Source organism: Symbioplanes lichenis (assembly GCF_030709675.1).
GTDB lineage: Bacteria > Actinomycetota > Actinomycetes > Mycobacteriales > Micromonosporaceae > Actinoplanes > Actinoplanes lichenis.
Map to the genome: position 1 here is coordinate 231,730 of NZ_JAUZQD010000014.1, position 14,883 is coordinate 246,612.

The 14,883-nt window shown below is 64.8% G+C and carries 17 protein-coding genes and 1 tRNA gene; 7 read left to right on the forward strand and 11 right to left on the reverse strand.

The annotated features are described in order from the left end of the window. Positions 1–279 precede the first annotated feature (279 nt). Both RAN62_RS30970 and RAN62_RS30975 read right to left on the reverse strand, forming a co-directional pair. The gene (locus RAN62_RS30970) at positions 280–576 is read right to left on the reverse strand and encodes a hypothetical protein (RefSeq protein ID WP_305788354.1); all 297 of its coding nucleotides are present in this window, start codon (positions 574–576) and stop codon (positions 280–282) included. A gap of 27 nt (positions 577–603) precedes the next feature. Next, on the reverse strand, positions 604–1,521 hold the full coding sequence (locus RAN62_RS30975; protein ID WP_305788355.1) for an AraC family transcriptional regulator: 918 nt from the start codon (positions 1,519–1,521) through the stop codon (positions 604–606). An 85-nt stretch (positions 1,522–1,606) separates the two neighbouring features. Between RAN62_RS30975 and RAN62_RS30980 the strand changes: the two genes are divergently transcribed. Further along, a complete protein-coding gene (locus tag RAN62_RS30980; protein WP_305788356.1) occupies positions 1,607–1,894 on the forward strand; it encodes a DUF1330 domain-containing protein in 288 nt (95 codons plus the stop codon). 230 nt (positions 1,895–2,124) lie between these two features. On the opposite strand, the gene RAN62_RS30985 is transcribed toward RAN62_RS30980, so the two are convergent. The 4 genes from RAN62_RS30985 to RAN62_RS31000 form a co-directional block, all read right to left on the reverse strand. Then, positions 2,125–2,517 (reverse strand): integrase, encoded by a 393-nt coding sequence (locus RAN62_RS30985; RefSeq protein WP_305788357.1) that lies wholly within the window; start codon positions 2,515–2,517, stop codon positions 2,125–2,127. Continuing rightward, a complete protein-coding gene (locus RAN62_RS30990) occupies positions 2,510–2,992 on the reverse strand; it encodes a hypothetical protein (RefSeq protein ID WP_305788358.1) in 483 nt (160 codons plus the stop codon). The genes RAN62_RS30985 and RAN62_RS30990 overlap by 8 nt, the downstream gene beginning before the upstream one ends. Before the next feature lie 302 nt (positions 2,993–3,294). Then, positions 3,295–3,927, reverse strand: coding sequence for a hypothetical protein (locus RAN62_RS30995; RefSeq protein WP_305788359.1), 633 nt, complete (start codon positions 3,925–3,927; stop codon positions 3,295–3,297). 68 nt (positions 3,928–3,995) lie between these two features. Then, positions 3,996–5,777, reverse strand: a complete 1,782-nt coding sequence (locus RAN62_RS31000) for a DUF262 domain-containing protein (protein WP_305788360.1) — start codon at positions 5,775–5,777, stop codon at positions 3,996–3,998. A 507-nt stretch (positions 5,778–6,284) separates the two neighbouring features. Here RAN62_RS31000 and RAN62_RS31005 point away from each other — a divergent pair. Next, complete coding sequence (locus RAN62_RS31005; RefSeq protein ID WP_305788361.1) at positions 6,285–6,464, forward strand: DNA-binding protein; 180 nt, start codon at positions 6,285–6,287, stop codon at positions 6,462–6,464. Positions 6,465–6,681: 217 nt separating this feature from the next. Here the strand turns inward: RAN62_RS31005 and RAN62_RS31010 are convergent, their stop codons facing one another. Beyond that, the gene (locus tag RAN62_RS31010) at positions 6,682–7,449 is read right to left on the reverse strand and encodes a phospholipase D-like domain-containing protein (protein WP_305788362.1); all 768 of its coding nucleotides are present in this window, start codon (positions 7,447–7,449) and stop codon (positions 6,682–6,684) included. Positions 7,450–7,812: 363 nt separating this feature from the next. Between RAN62_RS31010 and RAN62_RS31015 the strand changes: the two genes are divergently transcribed. Beyond that, the gene (locus tag RAN62_RS31015; RefSeq protein WP_305788363.1) at positions 7,813–8,361 is read left to right on the forward strand and encodes an HD domain-containing protein; all 549 of its coding nucleotides are present in this window, start codon (positions 7,813–7,815) and stop codon (positions 8,359–8,361) included. Position 8,362: 1 nt separating this feature from the next. Here the strand turns inward: RAN62_RS31015 and RAN62_RS31020 are convergent, their stop codons facing one another. The 3 genes from RAN62_RS31020 to RAN62_RS31030 are packed head-to-tail and all read right to left on the reverse strand — an operon-like array spanning position 8,363 to position 10,095. After that, positions 8,363–8,791: a hypothetical protein gene (locus RAN62_RS31020; RefSeq protein WP_305788364.1), complete on the reverse strand. Its 429-nt coding sequence runs from the start codon at positions 8,789–8,791 to the stop codon at positions 8,363–8,365. Between the two features lie 16 nt (positions 8,792–8,807). Next, entirely contained in the window at positions 8,808–9,284 is a 477-nt protein-coding gene (locus RAN62_RS31025) for an NUDIX hydrolase (RefSeq protein ID WP_305788365.1), read from the reverse strand. Positions 9,285–9,291: 7 nt separating this feature from the next. Further along, entirely contained in the window at positions 9,292–10,095 is an 804-nt protein-coding gene (locus RAN62_RS31030) for a helix-turn-helix domain-containing protein (RefSeq protein ID WP_305788366.1), read from the reverse strand. Between the two features lie 286 nt (positions 10,096–10,381). Here RAN62_RS31030 and RAN62_RS31035 point away from each other — a divergent pair, with 286 nt between their 5' ends. From RAN62_RS31035 to RAN62_RS31050, 4 genes are all read left to right on the forward strand, one after another. Further along, positions 10,382–10,576, forward strand: a complete 195-nt coding sequence (locus tag RAN62_RS31035) for a hypothetical protein (protein ID WP_305788367.1) — start codon at positions 10,382–10,384, stop codon at positions 10,574–10,576. 38 nt (positions 10,577–10,614) lie between these two features. After that, a complete protein-coding gene (locus RAN62_RS31040) occupies positions 10,615–10,932 on the forward strand; it encodes a hypothetical protein (RefSeq protein ID WP_305788368.1) in 318 nt (105 codons plus the stop codon). A 59-nt stretch (positions 10,933–10,991) separates the two neighbouring features. After that, positions 10,992–12,668, forward strand: a complete 1,677-nt coding sequence (locus RAN62_RS31045) for an FtsK/SpoIIIE domain-containing protein (protein WP_305788369.1) — start codon at positions 10,992–10,994, stop codon at positions 12,666–12,668. Between the two features lie 289 nt (positions 12,669–12,957). Further along, on the forward strand, positions 12,958–14,694 hold the full coding sequence (locus RAN62_RS31050; RefSeq protein ID WP_305788370.1) for a recombinase family protein: 1,737 nt from the start codon (positions 12,958–12,960) through the stop codon (positions 14,692–14,694). Here the strand turns inward: RAN62_RS31050 and RAN62_RS31055 are convergent. After that, a tRNA-Leu gene (locus tag RAN62_RS31055) sits at positions 14,656–14,743 on the reverse strand. The two genes, RAN62_RS31050 and RAN62_RS31055, sit on opposite strands and share 39 nt — an antisense overlap. Positions 14,744–14,883 lie beyond the last annotated feature (140 nt).

Below are 14,883 nucleotides of genomic sequence, written 5' to 3' on the forward strand. Positions count from 1 at the left end.
GCTTCCGCAGCACCCAACGAACCGATTGCGATCAACTCGTAACGGCACCACCGCTCGACCGGATATTGGAGGCATCCTCCGCCGCCCTGAAAGGGCCCGGCCCGGGCGGAAGCCGTACGCCGCGGTGACCGTCCCGCTACAGCGGCGCCTGGTCCTTCATCCGTCAGACGGTGTGCCACGGGGCTCTGACGGCCGTGATCGAGCCGATGGGCGGGATCGACGTGACGATCGACGACCTGGAGCGGGACTTCGGCGATCGTCTTGTCCGCCGCGGTGTTCTCAGGGCCGTCGGGGAAGAGGTTGATTACGGGGGGAGCGGACCCCGTTTCGCGTCCTCCACGCGATGGCTTCGGCGCCGTCCATCACCAGCGCGGCATGCGCCTTGCCCGGCTCGAAGCAGGCCTTCTTCAGCGCCCGGTTGGCCTCCGCGCCCTGGCCGCGCTCGGGCCCGTCAGGGTGGAAGCAGATGCACCGGCAGCCACCGAAGATGCCACTGTGCCACTGCACCAGCGCATCGAAGGCGGACCACGTCCGGATGCTCAGCGGCGCGATGGTGTACGACGACCCGGCTGCCATGCCGCTCACTTCCTCGCTGAGATCGCCTCAGTGGTCGCGTTGGGCGAGGGGCTCACGATCGGCAGTGCTCGGGGTGCGGCGGAAACGACCCGCAGACATGCCGAACTCACGCTTGAACGCATGGGCGAACGCGAACTCCGATGCGTAGCCGACCTCACCGGCGATGGCCGCGAGCGGTGCGTCGGTCCGGCGCAGCCGCCGGGCGGCGAGGGTGAGCCGCCACCACGCGACGTAGCGCAGCGGCGGCAGGCCCAGAGCGGCGGTGAAACGCCGGTTGAAGGTGCTGCGGGACAGGCCGGCCAGCGCGGCCATCCGCTGCACGGTCCACGCTTCGGCCGGCGCCTCGTGTACACGCTGGAGGACCTTCACCAGGCCGGGATCGCCCGCCGACGCCTCCAGCGAGTGCCGGTCGATCCATCGTCGCAGGATGCGTACCAGCAGCAGGTCGAGCACGGCGGCCCGGGTGGCCTGGTCGCCGGCCCGGTCGGGGGGACGATCCCAGTCGACCAGGTCGGTCGCGCTGCGCCATGCGTCACCGTCGCCCGGCAGCAGCACGTGGTCGGGCATGGCGTCGAGCAGCGGCTGGACCGAGTGCCGGCGCAGCTCGTACGCCCCGCACAGCATCTCGACGGCCGGCCCGCCGCTCATGCCGTCGCCAAGGTCGGATCCGTCGGCGTGCTCGTCCGGCAGCGCCCGGAAGTCCGGGAACGGCCGGTCCCCCAGCGCGTGGACCGTTCCCCGCGGCAGGAAGAGTACATCACCGGTGGCGAGCAGCACGGGTGGCCCGGCGGCCGGCGAGAACCAGCACTCACCCGCGACAACCAGATGGAATCCCGCGCCGTGGTACGGCCCGAACCGATTGCCCCAGTACCCGGTGCGACGGGTCCGGCGGAAGAACGCATCCCCTTCCCGCAGCGTCATGATGACCTGACTCAGCACGTCCACCCGGCCACGATAGTGACCCGGGCGCGCATCAAGTCCGGCCAAGCGCGCATGGCCCGGTGGATCTGCCCTCACTAGCGTCGATCCCATGCCTGCATACGTCGTCATCGACCTGAAAGTCACCGACCCGCAACAGTTCGGCCAGTACGCGAAGGAGGCGGCCGAGGTCCTCGCCCAATTCGGCGGCCGGAACGTGCTGGTCGACCTGAAGCCCACCGTGCTCGAGGGCCCTTGGCAGCCGAACGGCCTGGTGATCCAGGAATTCCCCGACGCCGCGACTGTCGACCGGTGGTACCGCTCCCCTGGGTACCAGCGCCTGACCGAACTGCGCCGACAGACCTCCGAGGCGACCATGGTGGTCGGCGCCTCCGAGTAGTGCGGGCGAGCCGACGCACTTGACCTTGCCGGCTACCGGGGTCACCGTCGCGTGACGAGCTGTGCGTCTCCTCCGAGACCGGCAGATGCACCTTCACGCAGACCCTCGGTTACCGGCCCGGCGGCACGATCGAGAAGGTCAGTATCCCGGCCGTCGCGGGACGGGCGGCCGGGACGCTGCATCGTGAGCTAGCAGCACTACCTCGGCGACCAGACCGGCAACCCGTCGCCCTACGCCGCACCCCGCATGAGCCCGTCCGCCGTCGCCCTCCGATACAAGCACCGCAGCGCGGCGATCGCGTTCTCCTGCGTGCCCCGGCCACCCCGCGCGTTGCGACGCACCTGCATCGCCGCCACCAGATCCGCCAAGAAAGTGCGGATCTCCGACGGGCTCACCGAGCCGACCGGCCGTGACCCCCACCGCTCGGCCGCCCGGTGCAGGTAGGTCCCGTACGACTTGCGCGTCCCAGCCGTCAACGACGCCATCACCCCCGGCACATAGTCATCGAACGTCGGCGCCGCTGACCTTCCCTGTACGTCTTCGAGCAGATCCAGCGGGGAGACGCCCATCCGCTCGAGCAACGGCCGGGCCGCGTCCAGCTCCGCCTGGCCGGCCTCACCCATCCCCATCACCGGCCAGCGCCTGGGCGTGGATACGGCCGATCGCCTTGTCGAGCACCACCGGTGGATGGACCACGAGCAGCCCACCTTTCGGATAGGCAGCCAGCAGGACACGACATCCGGCCGTCAGCTCACACCAGCGGCGTGCCGCCGCCGGTAGGTGAAGCGCCAGGTTCTGACGCACTTCGAAGATTCCCGTGTCGTCACTCTCGAGAACGACAAGCTTGCCGTGTACGTGCAACGAGAACCGGCTCGCAGCCTGCCAGCCGAGAGCAGTCACGATGGCCCGGTCGGTGATGCGGCCGCCGCAGTCCATCGTGCTCAGGCCGTACACGGCGTCGCCGGTCCGCTTCTCGGTCAGCGTGAGCAGCGGCAAAGGCCGGCGGGCCAGCGGTGTGGTCGGACGCCAGCGGGCGGCCTGCTCACGATCGGGCAGGGAGACAGCCGGGATGAGGTCCGGTGGGTTGTGGTCAGTCATCGGGACCAGCCCCAGTATTGGGGAGTGACCGATTCTGATTGTGTCGGAGAAATAGTGATCGGGCGGTCAGAGGCACATGACCACCCGTACGTCGAATAAGCAGTTGGTCATCCCGGGAATGCGGGAGCCCTGAAATGCATTCAACCCCCACGTTGATCGCTCACTCAGGGTAAGAAACCAGCGTGGGGGTTAACGTGTCCGAGGCCCAACACGGCTGCTAAACACACGTCGGTAGCGTCCACACGAATTGTTTTACTCCGCGATGACCGGCCCTTCGCGCCAGAACCATAAGACCCCCCACGCTAGCGCCGGTCATCAATGCGCGTCCTTGGGGATGGTCGAACTGCGGTGCTTTCAACATGCCTTGCGGTATCATTAAGCTGCACCTTACGTATGCGATACGCAGAAGAAACGATGATCACTGATATTGCGACAGCTGCCGCGCCGAGGGATAAGCCAGCATAATCGACGGCCGAAAAACGGTGGCCAACCGCCGCAAACGCTAGAGCTAGAACCTCAGGTACGACAATAAGTATGTAGCCGGACGACAAAATCCTGCGAAGATGACTTTGTTTCAAGCCGAGTAAGGCTTCGGAATTGTCCCACTGAGGGGGGATTTCCGATCCTGAGCCGTTTTCTTTCAACCAGCGGTCGAGTTCCGCGCCAACGTACTTTCCTAAAGCGCCAATTATGATCGTATGGTGACAGTACAGCTGGCTGACGCCTAGCCCTAATAGGGGCACCGCGTATAGAACTTGGCTAATCTTTGAGCTGAGTGCAACGCTGAAAAGTGTTGCTGACGCCGCCATGAAGAGAAATTGAGTTGAATCTCGACCGCTGACGCGCTGCAGTAGCTCATTACGCGCAGACGTATAGAATTGCCATGCCGCATCGATCGTTGGTGGCGGTTCAACAGGCAATCTTCTTAATTTCATTGCGCCTCGCTGACTGTAACCATCAAGCTATCTTGGATCAAATGCTGGTAAGCAAGTCGTCGACTACGTCATCGCGAGCGCTCTTGTTGTCGGAACCTTGAGAAAACGTTAATGTATTCCTCTTGCGGCACCTCCCGATTACTCGATCCAAGCCGCTCCCACAGTTTACCGTCGAAAAAAACGGGCTCAGTAACGGCTTCAACTTTAAGTAAGCCGATTTCCAATCCCTTGTAGGGTATCAGCCTGGCATCCCGCGTTAACTTGCGAGCGAAATGAGGTGTAATCTTCCTGTGGGAGCTTAACTTCTGCATTAGCCAGGTCCAATAGGAGTTTAAATCCTCTCCTCTTAGTGTCGCCTCCCTTCTTATGCCCACAACATGAAATCCGCGATGCTCAACGGGGGCAACGGCATCAATTTCAGCGATCTTCTGCGAGATCTCAACATCGTTTGCAATGCCGAGCGCAACATAACCAGTATGACCATGTCCCATGTTCGCCATTGCCGTGAGCGTTTCAATTATCTTCGACAGCGCATTCTCATCGAAGACTCTGCGATGAGGCGCTAGTGTCAAAAGCCCTTGCTTGTGATCGAAAAGCTGTTGCTCCACGATTGCGTTCCCGAGAAGAATTTCTATGTGGCTAGTCCATCCGAATCGGGCGTAGTCCTGCTCGCCGCGACTTGACTCTTCCATTCCTGACGATATAACGCCCTTAAAGGCATTGACGGTTGTCCTTTTGGCATCTGCAGTCCACTCTCCGCCGCTGGTGATGACTGCGATATTCCCGATCCCTGCGAACTTATCTGCGAGGGCATGGGCGTCATGCATAGTCCGACGAACTGAGTCTTTGAACATCAATTCGAACATGGCAAGGAATAATCCATGGAAGTAGCGAGGCCCTCGACCCGTTAGAGAAATGCCGAGCAAGGGGCCGAAGCGCTTGCCCGAGGCGTCAATAACAGCGCGAATTGTATCGTAGACGGCCATGAAGTCGTCTTCCAGCTTTGTCGTACCGTATATATTTATGTGGCTCGCAATGCGTGTCGCCTCAATTGACTCGCTATCCGCAGAGTCAGCCGAGAAGCTGTAGTAGTTGTCGCGCGTTCGAGCGCCGGAAGTGACGAGTGGTTCTATCAGGCAATCGATCAGAATGTCAAGGATCACTTGCTCGTCGGCTGATTCTCTGACATCGTCTCTACGAAGGATGCCCTGCTTAGTCCAAAAGATTTCATCAGCAGGAATTCCATAAGGTAGGTTTTTGTTACTAATGCTGAGATGCGGCATAATCCTTAGAGGAACAATGTCGCCAGGCGAAGTATCAGTCCGAATACGTGATGCCAGTCGTCTGACGAGGTCGGCGAGCGGTGACACGGTGCCTGCTTGCCGCAGCTCTTGCTTGGAAAGACGGCGCCCTCCGGAATTGATTCTTCGAAAAACCTCATCGATGGAGCTTTGCTCATCAGCCCGAAAGACAGATAGCGCAAGAGAGTAATTAGCGAAAGCTACCGACAGTCCCCTATCCAAAACCGGCTTCTTCTGCGTAATTGTGCCGGCGTCTTTCAGCGCCTTGGTGTCCGCCAGAGTGTCTAGGTCAAAATGTGAACCTTGATGGTCGAACTCCTGTTCGATGAATGCAAAAATGGCGTTGAGTCGCTGCATTCCGTCGATAAGTTCTAAAGGCGCATCTGCCGCACCAGAGGTTTCCGCGACCAAGAAAAGCGGAAGGGGAAGGGCTAAGATGATAGAGTCGATTAAGCGCTGTTTCTCCTCAACGCTCCATACTAGCTTTCTTTGATATCGCCTGTTAACGCGAAATCTGTCGCTTCTGAACGAAGAGTACGCCTGCTGCACCGATTCACTTCGAACTGTCAGTGCAACGTTGATCGGTGTAGTCAGCCTGATCACCTTTTCTGGATCATTCTTACTGCCTCAGCTTGGCCCTAAGGCATGTATCTAACCATGAAGTGGGGGGACGCCGACGTACTCCATGTCGGTCGACGAAAAACGATCACCGTCTGATCTCAACGGGTTCAACGTAAGACTCGAAAGGTGCAAATTTCGCTAATGCTTCTTAGTGGTACATGACTCGGTCGTGCAGCATGCGAGCTTCGCGTTACCTGGACGCCTTGCGACATCCATGAATCCTCGGACGTCCACGGAGTCGTGGTCCGCTTGAGTCGCCGCTGTCGTCAAGCTCGTCACGTGCCGGTCTTCAGAGTACTGAAGCCTTGGAACACCGGCGACGTGGAACCCCGGCCGTCCGTGACTCGCTCCGGGCGGCTGGGTGGTCATCGACCCTGAGGACAGATGATGCGTGTTCGATTGCCGCAGCCTTCCATCCGTCGACCGTTGGCCATCGTGAGTGGCTCCGAGATTCAGAAAATCTTGGGGTTGAGCAGGCAGCGCGTCTACCAGCTCAGCTATCAGGATGATTTTCCTGCGCCGGCGGCTGTGCTGGCTTGCGGGAGGATCTGGTGGACCAGCGACATCGAGGAGTACAAGAAGACCTATCGTCCTGAGGACGATGATGAGCTGTGAGCGAGAGCTTCTACCTCGCTCAGGCTGCTCGCAGGCGGTTGGAGCTGGCGCAAGTGCAGCTGTACGAACATCTGACGGGTACGCCGGGTGGGTTGTGCGCCGTTTGCTTGGAGCCGGAGCCATGTCGTGCGCGCTACGCGGCGCTCCGCATCTTTGATGAGTACGGCGTACTGCCGCGTCGGTGGCCTGGTGTCGTGGGCGCCTCGGCGGACGGCACTCAGACGTTCAACGGCTTTGCGGAACCCCATAGGCGCTCGAATGATGCCAGGTGAGTCGGGACCATGCCGTCGTCGCTTACGCGCTTGAGGTGGATTACCGGGGCGTGGGCGGCAGGGCGGCCGTAGACGTGGGAGTTGACGAGCATCTCGTCGTCGGCGCGGCAGATTGAGTTGTAGAGGACCGTGTCGTGCAGGCGGAGGGTGATGCCGGGCTCGTCCGCGAGCGGTCGGAGGCTGACCAGGGCAGTTCGGATGCGGACGCTCATCCCTGTGCCTATGCGCTCTTCGGCTCCGCGGTTGGTGATGTGCGTGCCATCGGGGTCGCCGAGTGCGATGCGGACGCGGACGCCGTCGCGTGCCTTGTCCCGGAGCAGGCCGGGGACCGTGGCGTCTTCGGCGAGGAACAGGGCGCTGTACGCCAAGATGTCGATCTCGCGCTCAGCCTGGCTCAGCAGGCGTGACCACGCGTCGGATGGCACGGCCGAGCGGTGCGGGTAGACGATGCGGACCTCGTCGGCTGTCGCGGCGGGCTCGGCCGGGCGCGGGAGGTCCGGCCACAGGTCGTGGGCAGGCCAGCCGGTGAGGCGTACCAGGGCATCGCGGTGGCGAGGGTAGGGCATGCGGCCGGTCGTCCAGCGGTCGACGGTCTTCGGGTCGACGTTGAGGCGGGCGGCGACGTCGATGGTCGTGATGCCGGCGCTGCGGAGCGCTCGGGCGAGGGGGTGACGGTTCACGCAACGACTCCCATCGCTGGGCGAGGTCGTCATCGTAGCCAAGAAGTCCCTAGACGTCCTAACGCTGTGGTTCACGCTCGGTCACTCGATCGGAAGACTTGGCCATCAGGGACGCTGCGAGCGAGTGGACGGGCCGCGATGCCAAGTAACGATCAAGCGGAGCAGGACGCAGCGCGTGAGGCCACGGACCGGCTGGCGGTAGCGCTGGAAGAGGCTGGTTTCGACGTTGGCCAGGACTTCCCGGGACTCCACGACGCCCTCGGCCGTGGAGGTGCCGCAGTTGTTCGGCTGGGCGACGTGTCGCCAGAAGTTGGGGAGCGCCTCGCTACGGCGCTCGGGATGACTGGCAGGTAAGCGGGGGCCGCGCTGACGAGGGACGTTCGTTAACCTGCCCGTGTGGAGCAGATCGAACGTGCCCGTGACCTCGCGCGTCTTGTGTTGGCCGAGTCGGTCCCCCGCCGTTGGGCGCACAGTCAAGGTGTAGGCCGCAAGGCTGAGTCGGTCGCTCACCTCCTCGGTGACGACGCGTCCGCGCTCGTCTCCGCCGCCTGGCTGCACGACGTCGGGTACGCACCCGATCTGGTCGCCACGGGCATGCACCAGCTCGACGGTGCCCGCTACCTACGCGATGTCGCCGGCGCGGACGCTTTGGTCTGCCGGCTGGTCGCCAACCACTCGTGCGCGCACATCGAGGGCCGGAACCGTGGCCTGTCCGAGGTGCTCGCGAGCGAGTTTCCACCGGTCGAGGGGCTAGCGACGGACGCCATCACGTACGCGGACATGACGACCACGCCGGATGGCGAACCGGTCGAGGTGGAGAGACGGCTGGCCGAGATTCTCTCGCGGTACGGCGACGGGGACCTTGTCGCCGAGTCGATCCGAGAGGCGAGCCCGTTGATCATCAACTCGGTCCGGGTGATCGAGGCGGCGTTGGCCGAGCGCTGAGTCACTCGACGCGGGACAGCGTGCCTTGTTCGTCGCGGCTCCAGCGGCGGCCGGCGCTGTCGAGGAACTCGATCTGTACGGGCTCGGGCTCGACGTACGAGCGCAGCCAGTCCGCCGGTCCGGGGCGTTGGATGGTCTGACCGGGCGGGACCAGTCCGACGAACTCGATGCGCGGCTCCTCGTCGCCGCGAGCCGGGAGCGGCAGCTCTACCTCGTAGATCGGCATCGCGCTCGCGTTGTGGATGTGGAACGTCAGATTCTGCTTGCCGTCGAGCTGGCGCGTCAGCTCTACCCACGCGCTGATCTGCTCGGCTTGGGCGCGCCGATCGTCTTCGGCTCGGCCGGCCTCGCGGTGATGTTCACGACGCAGGAGCAGGAAGCCGACAAGGAATGCACCAACGGTGCCGACCGCCGAGAACGAGTCCGCCACGGCACCAAGCATGTCGCTATCCAAGATGCACCTCCTGCGGGGCGTCCAGGAAGTGCTTGATCCGCATACGCATCGAGCGGTCCATGGAAAGCGAGTCGATCTCGGCCTCAGGAAACCATCGGACCTCGGTTGTCTCCGCGCTGGTCGTCGGTGTCCCGCCGACCGGGCGGGCCGAGAAGACGACGGAGAACTCCTGCCGCGCCTCGCCGTTGCTGGTGTAGAGGATGACGTGGCGGGGATCGGTGAAGATGCCGACCAGGCCGGTGATGACCACGTCAATGCCCGTTTCCTCGGACGTCTCCCGGACGGCGCACTCAGGAAGCGATTCTCCGAGGTCCATGGCACCGCCGGGTAGCGCCCAGTTGCCGTTGTCCGAGCGGCGGATCAGCAGGAGCTCGCGCTGGTCGTTGACGACGATCGCGTTCGCTGCGGGTACGAGGGAGGTGGCGGCGGGCGCAGTGGGGTCGTCGTAGAAGTCGATCCGTTCGCCCATGACGGCCTCACTCCAACGGTGTCGCGCTGTCCCAGACGTGCTCGAAGCTTTCCAGGTACGTCGTCACCATGCCGCCGCCGGCCGCCCGGCGCAGATGCAGGACCGGAGCCTGAGCTGCGGTGAAACTGTAGATGTGCGTGTTGACGAGGAGCTGGTCATCAGCGCGGTAGATCGAGTTGTAGAGCACCGTTCGGTGCAACCGAAACTCAATGCCTTCGACGTCGCGCAGCGGCCGATACATGACGAGCGCGTTGCGGATTTTGGCAGCTTGGACGTCGTCCACGCCCTCATCGGCTCCGCGCTGCGCCACGACCTCGCTGTCCGGATCGCCGAGCAAGATTCGGACCCGTACGCCCGCATCTGCCTTCTGGCTGAGGATCTTGCGAATGCCAGCGTCCTCGGAGAGGAATAGGCCGCTGTAGACCAGGATGCCGATCTCTTCCTCTGCTCTGGTGAACATGTTGCGCCACAGCTCGGACGGCACCGTCCAGCGGTGCGGGTAGATGGTGATGATCTCGCTCTCGCTGGCGCTCGCGACCTGGTCGGGGCTCAGCGCGTCCGGCCAGAGGAAGACCTCATCGACCCCGAGGCGGGACGCGACCGCGTACCGGTGGCGGCGGTATGGGGTACGGCCGCTGATCCATCGTTCGACGCTTTTCGGGTCGACGTTCGCGGCCTCGGCGAGTTCGGCCGTGGTCAATCCACGTTCCAACATCGCGGTGCGTAGGCGCTCGTTCGGCATCGACTTCCCATCAAGACGTCCCGGCAGCCCGACCAGGCTAGTGGAGACGTCTTCGATACGTCCAGCCATGACCTGATCACGTCCCGTCGATTGATCGCACTCTGTGTGGCATGCCGATGCGGCCATCGCATCGCCGGCCTGAGAGGAGATCAACGATGAGGAACCTGTTGCCGTACAACGAGATTCCGTCCTGTCCCTGCGGTGCGCGGCTCGGGAGCGGGCATCCCGCGCTCTGCCGCAAGTGCGCCGCCCGGCTGCGCTGGACTCGACGGCACCAGCCGCGTGGGAGCCACGGTGGCGCCGACCGGGCGATCCGTAGCCGGCGGGCGCGGCGACGCCAGGATGACGGTGCCGCGTGACGATCGCCGTCTCCGCCGTCGTCCTGCTCGGCTTCTTCGTGTTCCTGCTGTGGCGCTATGCCCGCCTGCCGCTCTGGCAAGCCGCCATCTGCGCGACGTTCGGCTACTTCCTTGCCTCGTCCTCCATCGGTCCGGACATCGGTGACGGGCTGCGCGCCCTGGCCCGCTTCGTCGCCGGGCTGGACCTCTGAACCCCCGCCCGCCAAAGGAAAGGAGGCACCACTCACCAATGACAAGTGAGACTCACATCCCGCGCCCCACCCTCGACCAGGAGGCCATCACCACCCACCTCAACGCCGCCTACCATCAACTTACTCCGACTGCCGTCTGGACCGCCGTCGCCGACGTCCCCGTCATGCTCGCGGAGATCGAGTGGCTCTCGCTTCTGCTGACCCGCACCCGCTGGGACTTCGCCGACCTGCTCGCCGCCAGTCGCGCCACCCTCACCGCCAACCACGACGGCGACAACGAGCCCCTCGCCTACCTCCGCGACGCCGTGGCGGAGCACCGGACGTGGGCACCGCCAGAAGACACAGCAAACCGATGAGGGCGTCCGGGCGTCCGCATCGCCGATGGAGCCGGCGTCATCCTCAACCCCTCCTGCTCGTGCCCGACGAACCGATCCTCATCACCGCCCTAGCGGTGACCGGGCGGACGCTGTTCCGCTACCGGTCCGAACTCGCACCGTTCACGGTCGCGAGTGTTCTCACCGTCGCCGCGCTCGTCCTGCACCGGACCCACCCCGAGACGTGGCCGGTGGTTGCGCTTCTGACGGTGGCAGCAACGCTCGGCGCGTGGCTGCAAGGGTGGCCGTACGGGATCAGCCGGACTAAGGAAAAGGCATACGCGGCAACGGTTTCCGGCGTAGCCGGTGCCTGGATGAGCGTCGCCACCGCGCTCGGTCCGGGACAGGCGCCGTTGCCTTCGCTCCTCGTGCTCGCGGTGATCGTGTTCGCTGTCCCCTGGTGGATGCACCGCCGACGCCGGGCGCGGGTCAGGGTCGACAGGGTCATCAATGCCTGGCCCGACCTTGCCGAAGCGATCGGACTCACCGGCTCGCGCATCATGTCGGCCGTGGTGGACACGTGGGGCTGGCGCGCCCTCGTGAAACTGCGGCCCGGACAGAGCGTCACGGACGTCGTGGCCCGGGTGCCGGCCATTGAATCGGCGTTGGGCACGCGGCCTGGCGCCGTACGGGTCGAGCACGATCCCGCCCATGCGGGCCGGTACACGGTCCGAGTCCTCGCGGTTGACCCGCATGCCGGCGCCATCCCATGGCCGGGGCCGACCGCTCGGTCCCTCAACGATCCGATCGACCTCGGCGTCTTCGAGGACGCGACGACCGTACGGGTGCCGCTGTTGCGACGTCACGCCCTGATCGGCGGCACGACCGACTCGGGCAAGAGCGGCGTTCTGAATGTCATGCTCGGCAATCTGGCGGCTTGCGAGGACGTCGTGCTGTGGGGCATCGACCTCAAGGGCGGCATGGAGTTGCGACCGTGGGCGCCGTGCCTGGCCCGGCTCGCGACCACGCCCGCCGAGGCCACCCGCCTTCTTGCCGACGCCGTTGCGGTGCTCGACGCCCGCGCGCACGCCGCCGGCAACGACAACACCCGCGTTTGGATACCCACGCCGACGAGTCCAGCGCTTGTCATCGTCATCGACGAGTACGCCGAACTCGCCGACACCGCACCCGCCGCGCTCACGCACGCCGAGTCGGTGGCCCGTCGCGGACGAGCGGTCGCTGTTGACCTACTCGCCGCCACGCAACGGCCAACGCAGAAAGCCATGGGCGGCGGGGCGCTGCGCTCGCAGATGAGCGTTCGGGTCTGCCTCCGCGTTCGGGAACGCCGCGACGTCGACCTCATCCTCGACAAGGGCATGCTCTCCACCGGCTGGCACGCCCATACCCTCGACGCACCCGGCAAGTTCTATGTCCTGGCCGATGGCCACAACCAACCGCGCCGCGCTCGCGGCTACCTCGTCACGGACCAGGACGTCCGGAAAACCGTCGCCCGGTACGCGAACGAGCGGCCGGAGTTGGACTCCCTGTCTCAGGACGCGATGGGTACCGGCGAGCACCGGCCAGCCGCGATACCGGCCACGCCCGATCCCGAACAAGCGTTGACAGTCGCTCTGGCAGACGCACCCGCGACCGGGTTGACCGTCCTGGAACTGATGCGCCGCACGGGAATGGGCCGCACATGGGTCTACGAGCGGCTGCAAGCACTCGCCAGCACCGACAACGCCCGCCAGATCGCCCGAGGGCGCTGGCGAGCCTGATCCGATCGTCCGCGCGGACGTCCGTCCGCTCGCGCGCGTCTGCGCCCATCAATGCGCGGACGGACAACGGACGGACGACCGCGCGGACACCCCTCACCGAGCAGAGAGGAGGCCCGACGATCACTACCGACGAGCCGCAGGACGAGAGGAGAAATCGCAGCATACGAACGACGAAAGTCCTGGTCACCGAGAATGGCCAGCTCAGAACGTCACTAGACGTCCCGCTCACCGATGCCGCCGCTGACGTGCTCTGGTGCATCATCGAGCGCGCCCATAAGAATCGATCGACATGACGAGGTTCGCCTTCTACGGACGCGTGTCGACCGAGGACCAGCAAGACCCGCAGGCATCGAAAGCCTGGCAGCTCTCCCGCGCTCGGAGCCTGATCGAGCCCGCCGGCGGTGAGATCGTCGCCGAGTTCTTCGACATCGGGCTCTCGCGCTCGCTGCCGTGGAAACGACGACCGGAGGCATCGCGTTTGCTCGACACGATCAAGAGCGCCGGACGCGACTTCGACGCGGTGGTTATGGGGGAACCGCAGCGCGCCTTCTACGGCAGTCAGTTCGGCATAACCTTTCCGGTGTTCGTGCACTACGGCGTCAGCCTGTGGGTGCCGGAGATCGGCGGTGCGATCGATCCGGGCTCGGACGCACATGATCTCGTCATGGCGCTCTACGGCGGCATGAGCAAGGGCGAGCGGAACCGGATCAAGGTACGCGTCCGCTCGGCGATGAAGGCGCAGACGGAGCTTGAAGGCCGCTACCTCGGCGGGCGCCCGCCCTACGGCTACCGGCTCGCGGACGCTGGCTCGCATCCGAACCCCGGCAAGGCTGCCGAGGGCAAGCGGCTGCACCAACTCGACCCCGACCCGGTCACCGCACCCGTCGTGGAACGCATCTTTTCCGAATACGTCGGCGGGCGCGGCATGACCTCGATCGCGCGTGGTCTGACGCAGGACGGCATCCCATGCCCCTCTGCCTACGACCGGGCGCGCAACCCGCATCGCCACACAGAAGTGTGGGAGACCACCGCCGTCCGGGCCATCCTGCGCAATCCGCGCTACACCGGCCGCCAGGTCTGGAATCGTGCTCGCACCGACGAGGTGCTGATCGACGTTGACGATGTCGCTCTCGGGCACGAGAGCCGGCACCGCTGGAACCACCCGGACGAATGGGTCTGGTCGCGAACCGCGTCGCACTCACCGATCGTCAGCACCGACCTCTACGAGCGCGCCCAGCAGACGGTCAAGGCGCGGGGAACCGTCGGCGAGGCCGGGAAGGCGCGGCGCCGGAGCCGGCACCCCTACCTGTTCCGCGGACTGCTCCGGTGCGGGCTGTGCGGGCGGGTCATGGACGGCAGCGTCAACCACGGGCGGATCTACTACCGGTGCAAGGCTTCCCGCGACTACGTCCGTCAGCACGAGATCGCACACCCGCCCGTGCTCTACCTCCGCCAAGACTCGATCACCGACCCGGTGGACCAATTCCTCGCCGAGGAACTCGGCCACAACCGGCTCTCCGAGACCCTGCGGGGCATCGCCGAGGCCAGCCACCGCGCCGCGCTCACCGAGCACCAGAAGCACGACGAGGCGCCGAGGCTGCGCCAGACGATCGCCGAGTGCGACGCGAAGATCGAGCGGTACCGGGCGACGCTCGACGCTGGCGGCGACCCGGCACTCGTCGCCGGCTGGATCAGCGAGACCACGACGATCAAGAAGACGGCTCAGGCGCGACTCGGACTCACCGAGGTGCCGCCACAGCGGATGAGCGAGGAGCAGATCGCCGCCCTGGTCGACGCCTTCGGCGGACTGTTGGGGCTGCTGAGGCAGGCTGACCAGCACGACCGCGCGGAGATCTACGCTCGGATCGGGCTACAGATGATCTACCGGCCTGGTACGGGAACAGTGCTGGCGGAAGTTCGGTCGGACAAGATCGACCCCGGAAACAAAAACACGGCGACCGTCGAAGACGATCACCGTGTACCTGCGTGGTGTCCGAGGGGGGACTTGAACCCCCACGTCCGATAAAGGACACTAGCACCTCAAGCTAGCGCGTCTGCCATTCCGCCACCCGGACAAGGTGTTGTTTGTCCTGCTCAGGCCCCGATCGCGGTGGTTTCCGCGTCCGGCTCCCTTGCGGGCCGCACAGGTAAGAACTTTACACGGCCTCCGCCGCGGCTCGAAGGGGGGTCCCCTTCGAGCCGGCGGGTGGGTGGG